The organism is Pseudomonas sp. NPDC077186 (assembly GCF_044543505.1).
Taxonomy (GTDB): domain Bacteria; phylum Pseudomonadota; class Gammaproteobacteria; order Pseudomonadales; family Pseudomonadaceae; genus Aquipseudomonas.
Window position 1 is genome coordinate 435,132 of sequence record NZ_JBITWE010000002.1, and the last position, 19,237, is coordinate 454,368.

Here is a 19,237-nt window from a genome sequence, read left to right on the forward strand (position 1 = left end):
TTTATGCTTGGCCTGCCAACAGTGCACACCAGGCCTGCCCGCGCGCCCCATGTGCCTGCAACAGCAGCGAACGGCCGCTCGCTTGCGGGCTAATGGTAATGTCCAGGTCGGGCTTTGGCAAAACGCCGGCGCCGCGCTCGGGCCATTCGATCAGGCACAGCGCATCGCCTTCGAAGTAATCGCGGATGCCGAGAAACTCCAGCTCCTCCGGGTCGACCAAGCGATACAGGTCGAAATGGAAGGCGCGCACGGCGCCGATCTCGTAGGGTTCGACCAGGGTGAAGGTCGGGCTCTTGACCGCCCCGGCATGGCCCAGGCCGCGCAGCATGCCGCGCGACAGGGTGGTCTTGCCGGCGCCCAGATCGCCGTGCAGGTAGATGATGCCGGCGCCGCCGCTGACCTCGGCGAGCCGCGCGCCGAGGGCCAGCATCGCCGCCTCGTCGGCGGCCTCGAGTCTCAATTCAGACAAGGACACAACTCCTCCAGTAACTGACGAATGGCAGGGGGCAGATCGCCGGCGGCCAGCCCGCGCCCCTGTTCCGCGAGCCGTTCGCCCGCCCGTGCATGCAGCCAGACCGCCAGGCAGGCCGCCTCGAACGGCGCCAGGCCCTGCGCCAGCAGCGCGCCGAGCAGGCCGGCCAGGACGTCGCCGAGACCGGCGCCGGCCATCGCCGGATGGCCGCGGTCGCACAGCGCCAGACGCCCGTCCGGCGCCGCGATCAGGCTGCCGGCGCCCTTGAGCACCACCACCAGGGCGAAACGCTCGGCCAGCGCCCGCGCCGCCGCCGGCCGATCCGCCTGCACCTCGGCCGTGCTCGTCCCCAGCAGGCGCGCCGCCTCGCCCGGATGCGGGGTGAGCACGCCCAGCCGCGGCGCCGCGACCCGACCGGCGGCCAGCAGGTTGAGCGCATCGGCGTCCCACACCTGCGCTCGCTCGACGGCGGCGACGGCCGACAGCAGGCCACGCCCCCAGGCGCTCTGGCCCAGCCCCGGGCCTACCACGCAGACATCGGCGCGCTCGAGCAGCGGCAGCAGCTGGTTGGCCGACAGCACGCCGCTGCACATCGCCTCGGGGCGGCGCACCAGCGCGGCGGCCACATGTTCCGCGCGGGTGGCCAGCGACACCAGGCCGGCGCCGGCGCGCAGCGCAGCGTCGGCGCCGAGCAGCGCGGCGCCGCCCATGCCCAGGTCGCCGCCGACCAGCAGCAGATGACCGAACTGGCCCTTGTGCGCCGTCGGCGCGCGCGGCGCCAGGCGCGGCAGATTGACCACAGCCAGGCGCTGCGCCACGCTTGGCGCCTGCGCCAGCAGCTCGGCATCGCCCTGCAGGTCGTCGAACTGCAGCTCGCCGCACAGCTCCGGGCCGACGCCGGTCAGCAGGCCCAGCTTGAGGCCGATAAAGGTCACCGTCAGCTCGGCGCGCACTGCCACGCCGAGCTGCGCGCCGCTGTCGGCGTGCAACCCGGAGGGGATGTCCACCGCCAGCACCGGCCGGCCGCTGGCATTGAGCAGGCGGATGGCCTGGGCATAGGGCTCGCACACCGCACCGGACAGCCCGGTGCCGAGCAGGGCATCGACCAGCACGCCGGAAAGCGGCGCGCATTCGCTCCAGGGCTGGATCTCGACCCCGGCCGCCAACGCCTCGGCATGGGCCAGCGCGGCATCGCCGCCCAGCGTCGCCGGCTCGCCCACCGCCAGCACCCGCACGCGCCAGCCCGCGCGATGGGCCAGCGCGGCGATCAGGTAGCCGTCGCCGGCGTTGTTGCCGCGCCCGGCCAGCACGGTGATCTCGCCGGCCTCCGGCCAGCGCCGGCGCAGCGCGCGCCAGGCGGCGTGGGCGGCGCGTTGCATCAGCTCGAAGCCGGGGGTGCCGGCGGCGATCAGCCGGGCGTCCAGCGCGCGCACCTGTTCGGCACTGTGCAGGGTCAAGGGCAAGGGGGAAGGTGTCGGGCGCATGGCTCGCTCGCGGCGGATGTCTGGCAGAATTATACCCACCTCCCCCGCGGTTGCCCTGCAATGTCCGTCTCCTCCCTCGATCTCTCCACCCTCGCCCAGTCGATCAAGGACTGGGGCCGCGAGCTGGGCTTCCAACAGGTGGGCATCGCCGGTGTCAACCTGGGCGAACACGAGGCGCACCTCGAACGCTGGCTGGCCGCCGGTTATCAGGGCGAGATGGACTACATGGCCGCGCACGGCAGCAAGCGCTCGCACCCGGAACAGCTGGTACCCGGCACCCTGAGAGTGGTGTCGCTGCGCATGGACTACCTGCCCGGCGACACCCGGATGGCCCAGCGCCTGGACGAGCCGGAAACGGCCTATGTGTCGCGCTACGCCCTGGGCCGCGACTACCACAAGCTGATCCGCAAACGCCTGCAGCAACTGGCCGAGCGCATCCAGGCGACGATCGGGCCGTTCGGCTACCGCGCCTTCGTCGACAGCGCGCCGGTACTGGAGAAGGCCATTGCCGAACAGGCCGGCCTCGGCTGGATCGGCAAGAACACCCTGGTGCTCAATCGCAAGGCCGGCAGCTATTTCTTCCTCGGCGAGCTGTTCGTCGACCTGCCGCTGCCGGTGGATGCGCCGCACGGCAGCGAGCACTGCGGACGCTGCAGCGCCTGCCTGGACATCTGCCCCACCGCCGCCTTCGTCGGCCCCTATGTGCTGGATGCGCGGCGCTGCATCTCCTATCTCACCATCGAGCTGAAGGGGCCGATTCCCGAGGCGCTACGTGCGCCCATCGGCAACCGGGTTTTCGGCTGCGACGACTGCCAGATCGTCTGCCCGTGGAACCGCTTCGCCCGGCCCACCGAGCAGGGCGACTTCCAGCCGCGCCACGGCCTGGACAACGCCAGCCTGGCCGAGCTGTTCCTGTGGACCGAAGAGGAGTTTCTAGCCCGCACCGAAGGCTCGCCGCTGCGCCGCGCCGGCTACGAGCGCTGGCTGCGCAACCTGGCCGTCGGCCTGGGCAATGCGCCCTCGACCATTCCGGTGCTCGAAGCGCTGCAGGCACGTCGCGAACACCCCTCGGCGCTTGTGCGCGAGCATGTCGAATGGGCGCTGATGCGTCACCAGCAGCGCGAAAGCACCTAAGGTGCGCCGTGCGCACCGCTCGGCAGGTCAGTACGTAACCCGGAGGTAATCCGGAGGGGTAACGGATCGAGGAGCCCCCAAACGACTCACAGCTTGAGGAAATGCTCGCGGTAATGACGCAGCTCGGCGATGGACTCGCGGATATCGTCCAGCGCCTGGTGGGTGGCGGTCTTCTGAAAGCTGTCCTTGACCTGCGGCGCCCACATGCCGGCGAGAATCTTCAGGGTCGAGACGTCCAGATAGCGGTAGTGGAAGTAAGCCTCCAGCGCGGGCATGTACTTGTAGAGGAAGCGCCGATCCTGACCGATGCTGTTGCCGCAGATCGGCGACTTGCCCTTGGGCACCCATTGCTCGAGGAAGGCAATGGTCTGCGCCTCGGCCATGGCGGTGTCGATGCGGCTGTCGCGCACGCGCTGGGTCAGGCCGCTCTGGCCGTGGGTGCGGGTGTTCCACTCGTCCATCGCGGCCAGCGCCGCGTCGCTCTGGTGAATGGCGATCACCGGGCCCTCGGCCAGCACGTTCAGTTCGCTGTCGGTGACGATGGTGGCCATCTCGATGATCACGTCGCGCTCCGGCTCCAGGCCGGTCATCTCCAGGTCGATCCAGATCAGGTTGTTGGGGTTCTGCATGGTGTGCGGCTCCTTGGCTCAGGCGGCAAGTCTAGCGGATATCGGCGTCGCCGATCTGCCACAGCAGCAACTGCGTCTGCCGCCCCTGGTTCAGTTCGCGCACGGCATTTGGGGCAACCCCGGGGACGGCGAAGCTGTTGCTGATCAGCCAGCTGCCGGGCGCCAGCTCGCAGCGTGCCTTGGCCCACAGGCGCGCCATCGGCACCGGCGAGAGGAAGCAGTAGACGACGTCGAACGGCGCCAGCTCGGTACGCCACAGGCTGCCGTAGCGAATGCTGCAGTTGCCCTGCCCCAGGCAGCGTAGCCAGGCCAGGAGAAACAGCAGCGGCGCGCTCTCGACGCCGACGAAGCGCCCGCGCGGGAAGCGCCGCGCCAGATGCAGCAGGGTGCCGGCGGTGCCGCAACCGAGGTCGACGAAACGCGGCGGCGCCTCGCGCGCTGCCAGCCAGTCGCCCAGTTGCTGGCGCGCGCGCGTGCCGCTGAGGTAGAGCGGCACGCGTTCGTGCAGGCTGTTCCAGTTGACCAGCAGCAGCAGGACAAAGCCCAGCAGGTAGAGCCAGCCCGGCAGCGCCGCCTGCTGCAGCAGCCACAGCGCCGGCAGGAAGGCCAGGTTGATCCCCAACCACCAACGCGACAACCCCAGGCGCCAACCGATGGCCGCCGCCAGCGCCCCCTGCGCCAGCGCCGCCAGCCACAGCGGCAGGCGCAGCGGCGACAGCAGCGCCAGTCCGTAGACCGCCGCCAACAGCAGCGCGACGGCCAACCCCTGGGCCATCAACACCCGGCGCCAGGGCCGCTGCAGCCCCCCTTCGCGTTCGTCCATCCCGCCCCCTGAAGGTCAAATCGAGGCCGCGGCGCCCATGCTAAACTCGCGCGGCTTGTTTCCCGGCAACTCTACCCACTCGGAATCTCCATGGCCAAACGCCAACTCAACCGCCGCCAGAGCTGGCGCATCGAAAAGATCCAGGGCGAACGCGCGGCGCGCGCCGCCAAGCGCGAATCGCGTGCCGTAGAGGCCCTGGAAGGCGGCGACCTGGGCCCGGAGCAGACCGGCCTGGTGATCGCCCACTTCGGCGTGCAGGTGGAGATCGAGGCGCTGCAGGGCGAGCTGGCCGGCCAGGCATTCCGCTGCCACCTGCGTGCCAACCTGCCGGCACTGGTCACCGGCGACCAGGTGGTGTGGCGCGCCGGCAACCAGGGCGACGGCGTGATAGTCGCCCAGCTGCCGCGCAGCAGCGAGCTGTGCCGGCCGGACATGCGCGGCGCGCTCAAGCCGGTGGCGGCCAACGTCGACCAGATCGTCATCGTCTTCGCCCCGCTGCCCGAGCCGCACGCCAACCTGATCGACCGCTACCTGGTGGCCGCCGAGCATGCCGGCATCCGCCCGCTGCTGCTGCTGAACAAGGCCGACCTGATCGACGCGCAGAACGAAGTCGCGCTTAACGCCCTGCTCGGCGTCTATCGCCAGCTGGGCTACCCGCTGCTGGAGGTCTCGGCCCACCAGGGCGACGGCATGGAACAGTTGAAGAAACGCCTGGACGGCCACGTCAGCGTGTTCGTCGGCCAGTCCGGGGTGGGCAAATCGTCGCTGGTCAACAGCCTGCTGCCCGGGGTCGACACCCGCGTCGGCGCGCTGTCGGAGCTGACCGGCAAGGGCACCCACACCACCACCACCGCACGGTTGTTCCATTTCCCCGGCGGCGGCCAGCTGATCGACTCGCCCGGTATCCGCGAGTTCGGCCTCGGCCATGTCAGCAGGGATGACGTCGAAGCCGGTTTTATCGAGTTCCACGACTTGCTCGGGCGCTGCCGCTTCCGCGACTGCAAGCACGACCGCGAGCCGGGTTGCGCGCTGCTCCTGGCCCTGGAAGAAGGGCGCATCCAGCCGCAGCGCATGGCCAGCTACCGGCATATCCTCGCCAGCCTGCCCGAAGACGAGTATTGAGCGACGCCGACGTGCGCCAGTGAGCGGGAGGCCGAGGCCTACTGGTCGACCGGCTGGTCGAACTGCAGCGCACCGTCCTCGAAGATATTCAGGCGCTCGCGCACCTGCTCGGCCGGCAGCGGCTCGCTGGCCGCGCCGGGGGCCGTCGGTGCGGCCTCGGCAGGCGCCGGCGGCGGCACCTCGTCGCCGCCCTGCTCGCCCTCGATGGCGCGCTGCGCCTTCTTGGTCAGGACGATGATGTCGATGCGCCGATTGACCGGATTGAAGGGATCCTCGCGGTCGAACAGCGCCGAGGAGGCGTAACCGACCACCCGCGCCACCTGCTCGTCGGCGTAGCCACCGGCGATCAGCGTGCGCCGCGCGGCGTTGGCGCGATTGGCCGACAGCTCCCAGTTGCCGAAATCGCCGCGGCCGCCGAAGGGCTTGGCGTCGGTATGGCCGCTGACGCTGATCTTGTTCGGCACCGCGCGAATGGTGTCGGCCATAGCCAGCAGGATGTCCTCGAAGTAGGGCTGCAGCTCGGCGCTGCCGAGGGCGAACATCGGCCGGTTCTCCGCGTCCATGATCTGGATGCGCAGGCCGTCCTGGGTGATCTCGAACAGAATCTGATCCTTGAAGCGCTGCAGCTCGGGATTCTCCTCCACCTTGTTCTGCAGTTCCTGCAGCAGCAGCTCGAGGCGCTCGCGCTCCAGCTTGTCGGCCAGGGTCTCGACCTGATCGGCGTCGATCTCCACGTCCGGGCTGTCGGTCAGGTCGTTGATTTCCGGGTTGAGGGTGCGTTCCGGAGCCGGCGTCGGCGAGCCGCCGAGGTCGATGGCGTGCGGGCTGGCGCTCTCGGTGAAACCGATGGGGTCCTGGAAGTAGCCGGAAATGGCCTTCTTCTGCTCCGGGGTGGCCGAGGACATCAGCCACATCACCAGGAAGAACGCCATCATGGCCGTGGCGAAGTCGGCGAAGGCGATCTTCCAGGCGCCGCCGTGGTGCCCACCGGCGCTCTTCTTGCCGCGTTTGACGATGATCGGCTGGTTGTTTTCCATGGCTCAGCGTCTCGGCTCAGTTGCCACGCATGGCCTGTTCGAGCTCGGTGAAAGTCGGCCGATGCGCCGGGAACAGCACCTTGCGCCCGAATTCCACCGCCAGGCTCGGCGGCATGCCCGAGGCCGAGGCCACCAGGGTCGCCTTGATCGCCTCGTACAGGTTGACCTCCTCCTTGGCGTCATGCTCCAGCGCCGTCGACAGCGGGCCGAAGAAGCCGTAGGAGGCGAGGATGCCGAGGAAGGTGCCGACCAGCGCGGTGGCGACCTTCTCGCCGATCTGCGCGTTATCCGCCTCGGCGAGGATCGACATGGTGATCACGATGCCCAGCACCGCGGCGACGATACCCATGGCCGGCAGGCCGTCGGCGATCTTGGCCACTGCATGGGAGGGATGCTCGAGTTCCTCCTTGAGACTGGCTAGCTCCATGTCGAACAGGCCCTCCAGCTCGTGCGGGGCCATGTTGCCGGAGGACATGATGCGCAGGTAGTCGCAGATGAAGGCGGTCATCCGCGCATCCTTGAGCACCCCCGGGTACTTGCTGAAGATCGGGCTGGCGTTGGGATCCTCGACGTCCGCCTCGATGGCCATCATGCCTTCGCGGCGACTCTTGTTGAGGACCTCGTAGAGCAGCTTGAGCACTTCCAGGTAGTAGGTATGGGTGAAACGGGTACCGAACATGCTCACCGACTTCTTGAACACCGTCATGAACATGCTGCCCGGGTTGGCCTGGAGGAAGCCGCCCAGCGCCGCGCCACCGATGATCAGCACTTCGTAAGGATGAACGAGTGCCATGAACTGCCCGCCGGACAGCACGAAGCCGCCGAAGACGCAGCCCAGGACGACGATGATGCCGATGATTTTTGCCATAGGAAGAGTGTTTGCAGAGCCAAGAGAGAGGGTTATTAAAAACAACCCTTCTAATTATCGGAACTTATACGCCAGACTATAGCCAGTTACGGTCAAAAGCCAGTTCGGCTCAACTCGCATGTCGACGCCAAAGCCCCTGCCACGCAGTCTCGACGCCTGGTTGCAACAGCTGGGCAAGCTGCCCCTGCCAATCGAGCAGGAGCAACATGCGCGCCTGCGTCGCACCCTCGGCGACAACCGCCGCAGCTGGGGCGAGATCGCCGAGGCGATCGAACTCAGCCCGACCTTCGCCCTGCAGGTGCTGCGCGAAGCCAACCAGGCCGGCAGCAGCCTCAGCGATCCGGCCGACAGCCTGGAAACCGCGCTGGCCCGCCTCGGCCTGAAGCGCTGCGAGGCCCTGCTCAACCAGGCCCCCGCCCTGCCGGCTGCGGAAATCCCTCTGGCCCTGCGCCAGCTCCTGCTGATCAGCCAACATGCCAGCCAGCAGGCGCGCGGCCTGTTCGGCGCCCGCCTGGCGCGCCTGTGGAACGAACTGCACGGCTGCAGTCTGCTGTTTCTCGCCCCGCTCTGGCCATTGCTGTACGCCCATCCGCAGCTGTTCGAGGCCTGGGAGCAACGCATCCTGGTCAAGGGCGAGCGGCCGGCCAAGGTGGAGCGGGAGCTGCTCGGCGTGCCGCTGCTGCAGCTGTGCCGGCAACTGGCCGAACGCTGGCGCCTGCCGGAGTGGATAGTGCAGGGCTACCGCCTGCTGGAGCGCGACCGCCGCCTGCTGGTCAAGGCGCTGCATATCGCCCGCGACAACCAGCACCCGCTGCACCAGCAACAGCTGCTCGATGCCGACATTCCCTTGCGCCGCTGGCTGACCCAGCCGAGCAACTGCGTGCTGCTGGCCAACGGCCTGGCACTGTCGGCACACCAGGCCTGGAACGCCCCGCACAGCCTGCGCTGGCAGCGTCTGACCGGCCTCTACCTGCAGCTGCCGCTGGACGAGATCCAGCAGCAAGTGCACCGACATGCGGCGAGCAGCGCCCGTCTGAACCATGACGCCCAGCTCTGGCACCCGGCCCAGGCCCTGCTCTGGCCCTGGGATGCACGCCACCTGCAGCCCCTCCGAGCCGCGCCCCCGCCCAGGAGCGACGACCTCGGCGCCTGGCGCCGGCACTGCGCGCGCCTGCTCGCCGAGCCCAGCGCCTTCGCCAACGTCCTGCAGCTGACCGCCTGCGCTCGCGACGCCCTGCAGGCCTGCGGCCTGAATCGGGTGCTGCTGCTGCTCGCCGACCGCCAGCACAGCCGTCTGCAGGCCCAGCAACAGGCGGGGCTGGAGCCGGGCGCCAGCGCCCTTAGCCTGGATCCGGCGCACAGCCAGGTGCTGCGCCGGCTGCTCGCCGAGCCCGGCCAGCTGCGCCTGAGCCCGGTCAATATCGCCCAGTTCTCCGCCCTGCTGCCGGGCAGCCTGAAGGCGCTGTTCCCCGGCGAACACCTGCTGCTGCGCTCGCTGGCCAGCAATGGCCGGGTGGTCATGCTGCTGGTCGCCGATCAGGGCGGCCAGCCGTTCAACGCGCTCGCCCTGCAGGCCTTCGGTAAAACCGTGCAATGCATCGAGCGCGCCCTGGCCAGCTTCGCCAGGCGCGGGCGCTAGCCCTTTCCGCTACAATCGGCCTCTTTTCATTCGAGGAGGCCTCCATGTCCGCCTTCGCCAACCTGCCCCTGGTGATCGAGCCCGCCGAGCTGGCCAGCCGCCTGGACGCCGCCGAGCTGATCCTGCTCGACCTCAGCGGCGCGGCGCGCTATGCCGCCGGACACATCCCCGGCGCGCGCTGGGTCGACAGCAAGCGTACGCAGCTGGGCCAGCCCCCCGCCCCCGGCCTGGTTCCGCCAAAGGCGCAGCTCGAAGCGCTGTTCGCCGAACTGGGCCACCGCCCGGACGCCACCTATGTGGTCTACGACGACGAGGGCGGCCCCTGGGCCGGGCGCTTCATCTGGCTGCTCGACGTGATCGGCCACAGCCGCTACCACTTCCTCAACGGCGGCCTGCAGGCCTGGATCGATGAAGGCCGCGCACTGAGCCAGGACAGTCCGCCCGCGCGGCACACGCCGGTGGCGCTGACCCTGCACGAAGAGCCGACGGCCAGCCGCGACTATCTGCAGGCGCGCCTGGGCGCCGCCGACCTGGCGATCTGGGACGCCCGCGGCGCGGACGAATACCGCGGCGAAAAACTCAGCTCGGCGCGCGGCGGCCATATCCCCGGCGCGGTCAATTTCGAATGGACCGCCGGCATGGACCCGCAGCGTGGCCTGCGCATCCGCGAGGACATCGCCGAAGTGCTGCACGATCTGGGCATCACCCCCGACAAGGAAGTGATCACCCACTGCCAGACCCACCGCCGCTCCGGCTTCACCTATGTGGTGGCCAAGGCCCTGGGCTATCCGCGGGTCAAGGCCTACGCCGGCTCCTGGGCCGAGTGGGGCAACCTGCCCGATACCCCGGTCGAACGCTGAACCCGGACGCCAGCCAGCTGCATGAGCCGATTGCCCCAGCACCGGCCCCGAACCCTCAAGGACACACGATGAAACAACGCCTGTTTATCCTCAGCCAGTACCTGCTGCCCCACCACCTGCTGTCGCGCCTGATCGGCTGCGTCGCCGAATGCCGCATCGGTTGGCTGAAGAACCCGCTGATCGCCTGGTTCGCCAAGCGCTACCAGGTGAACATGAGCGAGGCCCGGGTCGAAGACCTGCGCGCCTACGAGCACTTCAACGCCTTCTTCACCCGCGCCCTGAAGGACGGCGCCCGCCCGCTGGACGAGACCCCCGGCGCCATCCTCTGCCCGGCCGACGGCGCCATCAGTCAGCTCGGCGCCATCGAACACGGCCGCCTGTTCCAGGCCAAGGGCCACAGTTTCAGCGCCGTCGAACTGCTCGGCGGCGACGCCGAGCGCGCCGCCCCCTTCATGGGCGGCCAGTTCGCCACCGTGTACCTGTCGCCCAAGGACTACCACCGCGTGCATATGCCGCTGGCCGGCACCCTCAAGGAGATGGTCTACGTCCCCGGGCGACTGTTCTCGGTCAACCAGACCACCGCGGAGAACGTGCCCGAGCTATTCGCCCGCAACGAGCGGGTGGTCTGCCTGTTCGACACCGAGCGCGGGCCGATGGCCGTGGTACTGGTCGGCGCGATGATAGTCGCCAGCGTCGAGACGGTCTGGGCCGGCCTGGTCACCCCGCCCAAGCGCGAGCTGAGGAGCACCCGCTACGACGCCGCTGCGCGCGCACCGATCGAGCTGGCCAAGGGCGCCGAACTCGGTCGTTTCAAGCTGGGCTCCACCGCCATAGTGCTGTTCGGCCCGCAACAGGTGCAGTGGGCCGCCGAACTGGGCGCCGGCAGCGCCGTACGCATGGGCCAGTTGCTGGGCAACGCCCAGGCCTGAGCGGCGCCGCGACCCTGACCCGGGTCACTGACCGCCGAGTCATAGTCGAGTACTCTGATACGCCAGCCCACCCCCGGGGTGGGCTGCGACCGCGGCGAGATGCTGCTAGAGTTCGAAAGACTATTACGAGAGCCGCCAGCCTTTGCGTGGCCGGAGTATCCGAGTTCGATGGATAAACAGAGTCCCCACCTGCTGCTGTTGCGCGTCCCCACCCCGAGCAAGCAAAGCCTGAGCTTCTGCGACGGCAGCCCCCGCGACCTCAAGCGCTGGCTCGCCGGCCTACCCAAGGCCAACATCGGGGAAACCGCACGCCAGCTATACCAGGCTCTGGTGGAACTCAACCAATTCCTTACCCCCTCGGAAAACCGCCTGCACCTGCTGGAGCTGCTGCGCCCGGAAGTGCACTTCGTCTGCCAGCACCTGGAACGTCACTTCCTCAATCAGGCCATCGTCCTCGACGAGCGCCCGCGCAAGGTCGCCAACCTGTGCCAGGCGCTGCAGAACCACCTGGCCGTCGGCTACAAGCTGATCATCTCGCGGGCCATGGCGCGCAGTGGCAAGGAGCGTGACCAACTGCTCGCCGTTGCCCTGCAGCGTGCCAGCCATAGCCTGTGCAGCCCGCTGATCCGCGCCAGCCAGCTGTACTGCCCGGTGCCCGAAGGCCTGTGGCTAGAGCTGCACCAGCTGTATCAGATCGCCAGCGAACAGAGCCTGCAGCGCCAGGCGATCCGCGATCCGCTGGCGCGTCACTCGCCCGGCCTGAGCACCGAGCAGTGCTACCTGATCGCCCTGCTGCTCGGCTGCGCGCGCACCAACCAGATGCGCCAGAACGGCATCGCCCGCCTGGCCGAGGCGCTGGAGCCCTGGAGCGCCCTGGTCAGCCTGCAGGCCGGCGACCTCCCGGGCAGCCTGTTCGTCCTCGCGCCGCAGGTGGACGGGCCGCCGCGCTACAAGTCGCTGTACCCCGACGGCGAACTGCACAACCTGCTGGGCATAGACCCACAGCCGCTGGTGGACGCGATCAAGGAGTACCTGCTGCTGCCCGAGGAGGATCGGCCCAGATCGCGCCTGCCGATCCCCGAAGGCATGAGCCTGGACCTGCTGCAACACGTCGGCGCCGCCTGGGGCGATATCGCCGAGCGCACCTTCCAGCGCACCAGCGGCCACGGCAACCTGACCCTGTGCATCGGCATGAGCGCCCTGCACTTCTTCCTCGCCGGCGAACAGTCCTTCGGCGAAGTGCTCAAGCGCCCCAGCGAGGCCGGTGCCGCGGTGTTCAAGCCCTCGACCGGCGCACCCGATGTCTGGTCCAACGCCTTCGATGCGCAGCGCACCGGCAGCGACTTCCACTTCGAGGAAATCCAGTACAGCAAGGTCAGCACCGGCGAGCAGCCCACCGAGCCGGAAAGCAGCGGCGAAAGCTATCCCACCTACCCACTGGCCATCGTCAACCACAGCCCCGGCGGCTACTGCCTGTCCTGGGCCAAGGAAGTGCCCGCCCAGTTGCAGGCCGGCGAGCTGCTCGGCGTACAGGACAACCCCAGTCAGGGCTGGAGCGTGGCCATCGTGCGCTGGATCCGCCAGGTGCGCGGCGGCGGCACGCAGATGGGTATCGAGCTGATCGCCCCACATGCTCGCTCCTGCGGCCTGCAACTGGTGCGCAAGGCCGAGCAGAACAGCCAGTACCTGCGTGCCCTGCTGCTGCCGGAGATCAGCGCCATCTCGCGCCCGGCCAGCCTGATCACGCCGCGCCTGCCGTTCCAGGAAGGCAGCAAGGTGCTGATCAACGATCACGGCGAGGAACACCGCGCGGTGCTGACCCGCAAACAGGTCAGCACCGGCAGTTTCAACCAGTTCGAGTATCACCGCGTCGGCGCCGAAGAAGGCGCCGCCGGGAAGCCGGTCACAGCCTCGCAAAGCCAGAAGCCGGCCGGGGAGGAAGATTTTGACTCACTCTGGAAGTCGCTGTAGGCTGCGGCCAACTCACCATTTGTCGCCTTTTCGCGCCCGTTCGGCGCGGTATTGACCCATCCTATGGCCATCGAAAAGAAAACCATCCGCCTGCTGATTCTCGAGGATTCGCAGAACGAGGCCGAGCGCCTGGTCAGTCTGTTCCGCAATGCCGGGCACGCCACCCGCGTGCATCGCCTGACCTCCAGCGACGACCTGGCCGAGACCCTGCAACAGACCTGGGACCTGCTGATCTGCGCGCCGAACAGCGAGCAGCTCGACCCCGGCGAGGCGATCGGCGCCATTCGCCGCCAGGCCAAGGACATCCCGGTGCTGCAGCTGGTCGAGGGCAACGATTCCGAAGCCATCACCGAGGCGCTGCTGTTCGGCGCCCAGGACGCCCTGCCGCAGGGCGAGGACGAGCGCCTGGTGCTGGTGGCCAAGCGCGAGCTGGCCAACCTCGAGGAACGCCGCGCCCGCCGCGCCGCCGAAGTGGCGCTGCGCGAGGCGGAGAAACGCTGCCAGCTGCTGCTGGAAAGCTCGGTGGACGCCATCACCTACGTCCACGACGGCATGCACATCTACGCCAACCGCGCCTACCTGGAGCTGTTCAAATACGAGGACGGCGAGGAATTGGAAGGCATGCCGATGATCGACCTGATCGCCAGTGCCGATCAGGGCGCGTTCAAGGACTTCCTGAAAAACTACCAGAGCGCCGAGGGCGACGCCGAATTGGCCTGTCAAGGCGTACGCGCCGACGGCAGCAGCTTCGCCGCGCAGATGAGCTTCTCCCCGGCCACCTACGACGGCGAGCCGTGCATCCAGGTGGTGATCCGCGCCGAGACCTCCAACGCCGAGCTGGAGGAGAAACTGCGCGAGATCAGCAGCCAGGATCTGGTCACCGGCCTGTTCAACCGCAACCATTTCCTCGAGCTGATGGACGCCGCCGCCGAGCGCGCGGTCAACGCCGGGCAGCCGTCCGCCCTGGCCTATGTCCGCGTCGACCGCTACGCCGGCCTGCAAGGCGAGATCGGCCTGGCCGGCATCGACCTGCTGCTCACCGACCTGACCGGCCTGCTGCGCGCGCACTTCGCCGCCGACACCCAGTTGGCGCGCTTCGGCGACGACGTGTTCGCCGCTCTGCTGCCGGGGCAGACGCCCGAACAGTGCGAGGACAGCCTCGCCGCGCTGCTGAAGAAGGTCGAAGGACACATGTTCGACGTCAACGGCCGCACGGTGCAGACCAGCCTGTCGATCGGCGTCGCCGGCCTCAGCGAGAAGACCGCCAAGGCCCAGGAAGTCATCGACCGCGCCCACCGCTGCGCCGACGAGCTGACCGAGGGCAATGCGCTGAAGCTGTTCAACCCGGCCGACGAACTGGCCGCCGCGGCCAACCGCGGCAACCTGCTGGCGATGGTGCAGCAGGCGCTGGAGAACAACAGCTTCCGCCTGCTGTTCCAGCCGATCATCAGCCTGCGCGGCGACGCCCACGAGCACTACGAGGTGCTGCTGCGCCTGCTCAGCCCGCAGGGCGAGGAAGTGCCGCCGACCGAGTTCCTCGCCGCCGCCAAGGACGCCGGCCTGGGCGAGAAGATCGACCGCTGGGTGATCCTCAACTCGATCAAGCTGCTCGCCGACCACCGCGCCAAGGGCCACAACACCCGCCTGTTCGTCCACCTGTCCAGCGCCAGCCTGCAGGACCAGACCCTGCTGCCCTGGCTCAGCGTGGCGCTCAAGGCGGCGCGCCTGCCGTCCGACGCGCTGGTGTTCCAGTTCAGCGAACCGGATGCCATCGCCTACCTGAAACAGGCCAAGGCGCTGACCCAGGGCCTGGCCGAGCTGCACTGCAAGGTGGCGCTGAGCCAGTTCGGCTGCGCGCTCAACCCCTTCAACACGCTCAAGCACCTGCAGGTGGACTTCGTCAAGATCGACGGCTCCTTCTCCCAGGACCTGGGCAACGCCGACAACCAGGAAGCGCTGAAGACCCTGCTCAGCAGCCTGCACGCCCAGGCCAAGCTGACCATAGTGCCCTTCGTCGAGAGCGCCAGCGTGCTGGCGACCCTCTGGCAGGCCGGGGTCAACTTCATCCAGGGCTACTACCTGCAGGGGCCGAGCCAGTCGATGGACTACGACTTCTCCGCCGGCGACGAATAACCCCGCAGGGTGCGCCGTGCGCACCAGCCGTTCCACCATCGGAAGCGGTGCGCGCGGCGCACCCTACGGCCTACTCCTGGCCTTCGCGATCGCGAAAACCGAGCAGGTAGAGGATGCCGTCCAGGCCCAGGGTGGAGATCGCCTGCTTGGCCGACTGCTTGACCAGCGGCTTGGCCCGGAAGGCCACGCCGAGGCCGGCCAGGCCTAGCATCGGCAGGTCGTTGGCGCCGTCGCCGACGGCGATGGTCTGCTCCAGTTGCAGGCCTTCGCGCTCGGCCAGCTGGCGCAGCAGGTCGGCCTTGCGCTGGGCGTCGACTATGGGCTCCACCGCTACGCCGGTGACCTTGCCGTCTTCGATCTGCAGCTCGTTGGCGAACACGTAGTCGATGCCCAGCTTGGCCTGCAGCTGCTTGGCGAAGTAGGTGAAGCCGCCGGAGAGGATGGCGGTCTTGTAGCCCAGGCGCTTGAGCTCGGCGAACAGCGTCTCGGCACCCTCGGTCAGGCGCAGCGAGGCGCCGATTTCCTCCAGCACGTCCTCGGACAGGCCCTTGAGCAGGCCCAGGCGCTCCCTGAAGCTGGCGGCGAAATCCAGCTCGCCGCGCATGGCCCGCTCGGTGATCTCGGCCACCTGCTCGCCGACGCCGGCGGCCTTGGCCAGCTCGTCGATCACCTCGGCCTCGATCAGCGTCGAGTCCATGTCGAACACCGCCAGGCGGCGGTTGCGGCGGAACACCGAGTCGCGCTGGAAGGCGATGTCGACGTTGAGTTCCTGCGCCACGCTGAGGAACTCGGCACGCAGCGCCGCCGGGTCGGCCGGCTCGCCGCGCACCGAGAACTCGATGCAGCCCTTGCCCTGTTCGGCCGGCATGTCCAGCGGCATGCGTCCGGACAGGCGGTCGATATGGTCGATATTCAGGCCGTACTTGGCGGTGATGGCGCTGACCCGCTGCAGCTGCTCGGCAGTCACCTTGCGCGTCAGCAGGGTGACGATATGCCGGGCCTTGCCCTGGCCGCCCACCCACTGCCGGTAATCCTCCTCCGAGACCGGGGTGAAGCGCACCTGCTGGTCCAGCTCGTAGCCGGTGAACAGCACTTCCTTGAGCACCGACTGGGCGCGGGCGTTGTCGGGAATCTCGATGAGGATGCCGAACGACAGGGTGTCGTGGATCACCGCCTGGCCGATGTCGAGGATGTTCACCCCGCCCTGGGCCAGCACGCCGGTGATGGCGGCGGTGAGACCGGGACGGTCTTCGCCGGTGATATTGATCAGGACGATTTCGCGCAAGGCGCACCCTCCGGGGCAGACGATTGAGCGGCATGAGGCGGCGAACGACCGCCAGGCCGAGGAAAAGGCGCACATTCTACCCAGTTTCCGCGCCGGACGGGCACGCTCGCCGCTTTGCCCGCCACAGGGCGACCGCTATACTGCGCGGCAACTTCAGTCGACAAGAGCCGTGCTCTGTGAACCGGCCCGCGCCCGTCAAACCCGATAATTTCTTCCTGCTGATCTTCCACGCCCTGCGCCAGCGGCGCGTGCCCCTGGTGCTGCGCATCGCCAGCCACAGCCTGCTGCTGGTGGCGCTGGCCATGCTGATCTACGCCTGGGTCATGGGCATGCAGTTCAAGCAGGCCATGCAGCAGCAGGCCGACGCCCTCGGCCAGAGCCTGATCACCCAGACCGCCGCCTCGGCCACCGAACTGCTGGTGTCCAACGACATCCTCAGCCTCAACGTGCTGCTGAACAACCTGGCGAAGAACCCGCTGGTGGCCCACGCCGCCATCTACAGCGTGGACAACCGTATTCTCGCCGAGGCCGGCGCGCGGCCGACGCGCAGCGTGCTGGGCGAGAGCGAAGGGCTGTACTCCACGCCCATCACCTTCCAGGAGGTGATCGCCGGGCAGTTGCGCATCAGCCTGGACATGCGCCAGTTCCAGCAGCCGATGACCATCAGCCTGCAGAGCATGGGCATCCTCAGCCTGATCCTGCTGGCCCTGACCCTGTCGCTGAGCATGCGTCTGGGCCGGCATATCTCCACCCCGCTGCTGCAGCTGCGCCTGTGGCTGCGCGACCCGGACGACCCCGCCCCCGGCGCCGGGCGCAACGACGAGATCGGCGACCTGGCGCGCCAGCTGCAGTCGCGCCTGGTGCCGGAAAAACCGGAGCCCGAGCCTGCGTTCGACGACGAACCCGCTTTCGCCGACACGGACGAACAGGACGACGGCGCCTTCGCCGAGCTGGACGACGAGGTGCCGGTCGTCGACGAGCGCGTCTTCGCCGAGCATGAGCAGAGCGATGAGCGCGACCAACCGCTCAAGCCCTGGCCCGAGTCGATAGAGCCGGACGATCCCTTCGCCGAGCTGAGCGACGAGCCCGAAGCACCTGCTGCGCCGCCACCGGCGCCGCGCCAGGCCCAGGCCAGCGCGGTGCTGGCCATCCAGCTCGGCGCCCAGGAGCAGCTGCGGCGCCTGCCGCGCACGCGCCTGCTGGACCTGCTGGAACGCTATCGCGGCTGCCTGGAACAGGCCGCCGCGCTCTATCAGGGCCAGCTGCACACGCTCAAGGACGGCAGCAGCCTGATGCTGTTCCACGAACAGGAATGCGGCGAGGACTACCTGACCCATGCCATCTGCTGCGGCGAGCTGATGCGCGCCCTCGGCCACGCCCTGCAGATCGAGGTGGCCGACAGCGGCATCACCCTGCAACTGCAGCTGGGCCTGACCCTGGGCAGCGACCTGGACGGCCTCGGTCAGGCCGAGCTGCTGCTTAGCGACAGCGCCCTGGACGCCCTGGCGCTGTCGCAGCACAGCCGCAATCTGCTGCTGGTGGAACAGCGGGTGGCGCAGGATGGCCTGGCGCGTCAGCGCGCACGCATCCGCCCGATCGCCAGCCCGGAAGGCGCCAGCTGCGTCGAACGCCTGCTCGATCCCTACCCGGCGCTGCTGGAACGCCAGCTGACGCGCATGCACGAAAGCCGGGCGCACTGACCAACGATCACATTCCGGGTTTGGTGCGCACGGCGCACCCTACGGGTCGCCGCGACGCGTTGTAGGGTGCGCCGCGCGCACCGCTCTTGCCGATGGCTTTGCGCTGATCTGCGCATAGCGCTCCCTAGGACGCGCCGACCTGCGCCCGCCGCAGTGGCGTTTGCGCGCCACAGCGCTGCAGCCAGTCCCGCCAGCGAATCCGCTCGTCGCGCACCAGCCAGCCGTCCTGCTCGGCGAAACTCTCCGACAGCCACAGGCCGCGGGTGCTAGCCGGGCGCAGTTCGCCCTTGCTCAGGGTGAACAGCTCGCCGCTGGGCAGGCCCTGCTGCAAGGCCAGCAGGTAGAGGTCCGGCCGGCGCCGCTCCAGGCGCGCCACCAGACGGCCATCCTCCAGGCATTCGTCGACGTGGAACAGGCTCAATTGGCGCACGTCGCGCGGCAGCTCCAGGCTCAGATCGTAGACCAGCTGCAGCGAGGCGGTGGGCAGGTGCACGTAGGCACGCGGGCGCTCCAGCAGGGTCAGGTTGCCGCATTGCACCGGCCGCGCCGCGCCGGACAGCGGGCTGAGGCGGAAGTGACTGGCCTCGCGGTAGCGCAGCGCGCCCTGGTAGGGCGTCGGCAGCCAGGTATCGCCGAAGCGCCCGGCCAGCCAGCCGTCGGCCGTTTCCAGCAGGCATTCCTCGGCCACTTCCTGGATGGCGGTGAGCAGCGGCAGGTTCAGTTCGTGGGCCGGCACATAGCCGGAGATCAGCTTGAGCACGGTGTCGCCGCGATCCGGACGGCGCTGGCGCACCAGCAGCCAGTAGTCGCGGCCATGCAGGCGCAGGGTCAGGCGCACCGAGACGCCGAGGTTGGCCAGCTCCGCGGCGAAGCGCCGGCTGTCCGCCACCTGCAGCGGCCGGCGCCGCTCGAGCATCTGGCGGAAGTTCAGCGGCTGGCCCAGGCTCTGGTAACTCAGGCCCTCGGGCCCGGCCTCGACGAACAGCGGCAGGGTCTTGAAGGTGCTCGGGTCCTTGCGGATCAGCGTACGCGGCATCTCGACTCCTCGTTCCTGCTGGGCGTGCATCCGGCGCGGCAGACAGCCTGCCCGGCGGACGCAGGGTGGTCAGGGTGAAGCGCAACAATGGCTCAAGGCGGCTCCGAGCGACAAC

At 68.8% G+C, this 19,237-nt stretch carries 15 protein-coding genes and 1 pseudogene; 8 read left to right on the forward strand and 8 right to left on the reverse strand.

Annotated elements, in window-relative coordinates; genetic code table 11:
- Position 1: 1 nt before the first annotated feature.
- Together tsaE and ACIGKL_RS10645 are read right to left on the reverse strand one after the other, a co-directional pair.
- A complete protein-coding gene (gene tsaE, locus ACIGKL_RS10640; RefSeq protein ID WP_031303737.1) occupies positions 2-469 on the reverse strand; it encodes a tRNA (adenosine(37)-N6)-threonylcarbamoyltransferase complex ATPase subunit type 1 TsaE in 468 nt (155 codons plus the stop codon).
- The gene (locus ACIGKL_RS10645) at positions 457-1,956 is read right to left on the reverse strand and encodes an NAD(P)H-hydrate dehydratase (protein ID WP_397486604.1); all 1,500 of its coding nucleotides are present in this window, start codon (positions 1,954-1,956) and stop codon (positions 457-459) included. Before ACIGKL_RS10645 ends, tsaE begins: the two co-directional genes overlap by 13 nt.
- 60 nt (positions 1,957-2,016) lie before the next feature.
- Between ACIGKL_RS10645 and queG the strand changes: the two genes are divergently transcribed.
- Entirely contained in the window at positions 2,017-3,090 is a 1,074-nt protein-coding gene (queG, locus tag ACIGKL_RS10650; protein ID WP_397486605.1) for a tRNA epoxyqueuosine(34) reductase QueG, read from the forward strand.
- 86 nt (positions 3,091-3,176) lie between these two features.
- Here the strand turns inward: queG and orn are convergent, their stop codons facing one another.
- Positions 3,177-3,719: an oligoribonuclease gene (gene orn / locus ACIGKL_RS10655; RefSeq protein WP_397486606.1), complete on the reverse strand. Its 543-nt coding sequence runs from the start codon at positions 3,717-3,719 to the stop codon at positions 3,177-3,179.
- A 31-nt stretch (positions 3,720-3,750) separates the two neighbouring features.
- Entirely contained in the window at positions 3,751-4,542 is a 792-nt protein-coding gene (locus ACIGKL_RS10660; protein WP_397486607.1) for a class I SAM-dependent methyltransferase, read from the reverse strand.
- A gap of 90 nt (positions 4,543-4,632) precedes the next feature.
- Here ACIGKL_RS10660 and rsgA point away from each other — a divergent pair, with 90 nt between their 5' ends.
- Positions 4,633-5,664, forward strand: a complete 1,032-nt coding sequence (gene rsgA, locus ACIGKL_RS10665) for a small ribosomal subunit biogenesis GTPase RsgA (RefSeq protein ID WP_397486608.1) — start codon at positions 4,633-4,635, stop codon at positions 5,662-5,664.
- Positions 5,665-5,702: 38 nt separating this feature from the next.
- Here rsgA and motB read toward each other — a convergent pair whose 3' ends face one another.
- The gene (motB, locus tag ACIGKL_RS10670; protein ID WP_397486609.1) at positions 5,703-6,701 is read right to left on the reverse strand and encodes a flagellar motor protein MotB; all 999 of its coding nucleotides are present in this window, start codon (positions 6,699-6,701) and stop codon (positions 5,703-5,705) included.
- Positions 6,702-6,717: 16 nt separating this feature from the next.
- Positions 6,718-7,569: a flagellar motor stator protein MotA gene (motA, locus tag ACIGKL_RS10675; RefSeq protein WP_397486610.1), complete on the reverse strand. Its 852-nt coding sequence runs from the start codon at positions 7,567-7,569 to the stop codon at positions 6,718-6,720.
- Between the two features lie 118 nt (positions 7,570-7,687).
- Between motA and ACIGKL_RS10680 the strand changes: the two genes are divergently transcribed.
- The 5 genes from ACIGKL_RS10680 to ACIGKL_RS10700 all read left to right on the forward strand — a co-directional run bounded on the left by ACIGKL_RS10680 (position 7,688) and on the right by ACIGKL_RS10700 (position 15,101).
- The gene (locus ACIGKL_RS10680) at positions 7,688-9,208 is read left to right on the forward strand and encodes an HDOD domain-containing protein (protein ID WP_397486611.1); all 1,521 of its coding nucleotides are present in this window, start codon (positions 7,688-7,690) and stop codon (positions 9,206-9,208) included.
- Positions 9,209-9,252: 44 nt separating this feature from the next.
- On the forward strand, positions 9,253-10,068 hold the full coding sequence (locus ACIGKL_RS10685) for a rhodanese-like domain-containing protein (RefSeq protein WP_397486612.1): 816 nt from the start codon (positions 9,253-9,255) through the stop codon (positions 10,066-10,068).
- A gap of 68 nt (positions 10,069-10,136) precedes the next feature.
- On the forward strand, positions 10,137-10,997 hold the full coding sequence (gene asd, locus ACIGKL_RS10690; protein ID WP_397486613.1) for an archaetidylserine decarboxylase: 861 nt from the start codon (positions 10,137-10,139) through the stop codon (positions 10,995-10,997).
- A gap of 168 nt (positions 10,998-11,165) precedes the next feature.
- The gene (locus ACIGKL_RS10695) at positions 11,166-12,968 is read left to right on the forward strand and encodes a molecular chaperone (protein WP_397486614.1); all 1,803 of its coding nucleotides are present in this window, start codon (positions 11,166-11,168) and stop codon (positions 12,966-12,968) included.
- A 63-nt stretch (positions 12,969-13,031) separates the two neighbouring features.
- A complete protein-coding gene (locus ACIGKL_RS10700) occupies positions 13,032-15,101 on the forward strand; it encodes an EAL domain-containing protein (RefSeq protein ID WP_397486615.1) in 2,070 nt (689 codons plus the stop codon).
- 70 nt (positions 15,102-15,171) lie between these two features.
- Here the strand turns inward: ACIGKL_RS10700 and serB are convergent, their stop codons facing one another.
- Positions 15,172-16,386 carry a phosphoserine phosphatase SerB gene (gene serB / locus ACIGKL_RS10705; protein ID WP_397486616.1) on the reverse strand — a complete coding sequence of 405 codons (1,215 nt, stop codon included), beginning with the start codon at positions 16,384-16,386 and terminating at the stop codon, positions 15,172-15,174.
- A 176-nt stretch (positions 16,387-16,562) separates the two neighbouring features.
- On the opposite strand from serB, the gene ACIGKL_RS10710 reads away from it, so the two are divergent.
- A complete protein-coding gene (locus ACIGKL_RS10710; protein ID WP_397486617.1) occupies positions 16,563-18,086 on the forward strand; it encodes an AhpA/YtjB family protein in 1,524 nt (507 codons plus the stop codon).
- A 134-nt stretch (positions 18,087-18,220) separates the two neighbouring features.
- Here ACIGKL_RS10710 and ACIGKL_RS10715 read toward each other — a convergent pair.
- Positions 18,221-19,122, reverse strand: a pseudogene (locus ACIGKL_RS10715) (metal ABC transporter ATPase); the annotation flags it as partial.
- Positions 19,123-19,237: the final 115 nt, after the last annotated feature.

Bases quoted from the DNA above. Each gene is read 5' to 3' on its own strand.
- motB (WP_397486609.1), bottom strand. From the start codon at position 6,701: ATGGAAAACAACCAGCCGATCATCGTCAAACGCGGCAAGAAGAGCGCC.
- orn (WP_397486606.1), bottom strand. From the start codon at position 3,719: ATGCAGAACCCCAACAACCTGATCTGGATCGACCTGGAGATGACCGGC.
- ACIGKL_RS10700 (WP_397486615.1), top strand. From the start codon at position 13,032: ATGGCCATCGAAAAGAAAACCATCCGCCTGCTGATTCTCGAGGATTCG.
- ACIGKL_RS10660 (WP_397486607.1), bottom strand. From the start codon at position 4,542: ATGGACGAACGCGAAGGGGGGCTGCAGCGGCCCTGGCGCCGGGTGTTG.
- ACIGKL_RS10695 (WP_397486614.1), top strand. From the start codon at position 11,166: ATGGATAAACAGAGTCCCCACCTGCTGCTGTTGCGCGTCCCCACCCCG.
- rsgA (WP_397486608.1), top strand. From the start codon at position 4,633: ATGGCCAAACGCCAACTCAACCGCCGCCAGAGCTGGCGCATCGAAAAG.
- ACIGKL_RS10680 (WP_397486611.1), top strand. From the start codon at position 7,688: ATGTCGACGCCAAAGCCCCTGCCACGCAGTCTCGACGCCTGGTTGCAA.
- queG (WP_397486605.1), top strand. From the start codon at position 2,017: ATGTCCGTCTCCTCCCTCGATCTCTCCACCCTCGCCCAGTCGATCAAG.
- ACIGKL_RS10645 (WP_397486604.1), bottom strand. From the start codon at position 1,956: ATGCGCCCGACACCTTCCCCCTTGCCCTTGACCCTGCACAGTGCCGAA.
- asd (WP_397486613.1), top strand. From the start codon at position 10,137: ATGAAACAACGCCTGTTTATCCTCAGCCAGTACCTGCTGCCCCACCAC.
- motA (WP_397486610.1), bottom strand. From the start codon at position 7,569: ATGGCAAAAATCATCGGCATCATCGTCGTCCTGGGCTGCGTCTTCGGC.
- ACIGKL_RS10685 (WP_397486612.1), top strand. From the start codon at position 9,253: ATGTCCGCCTTCGCCAACCTGCCCCTGGTGATCGAGCCCGCCGAGCTG.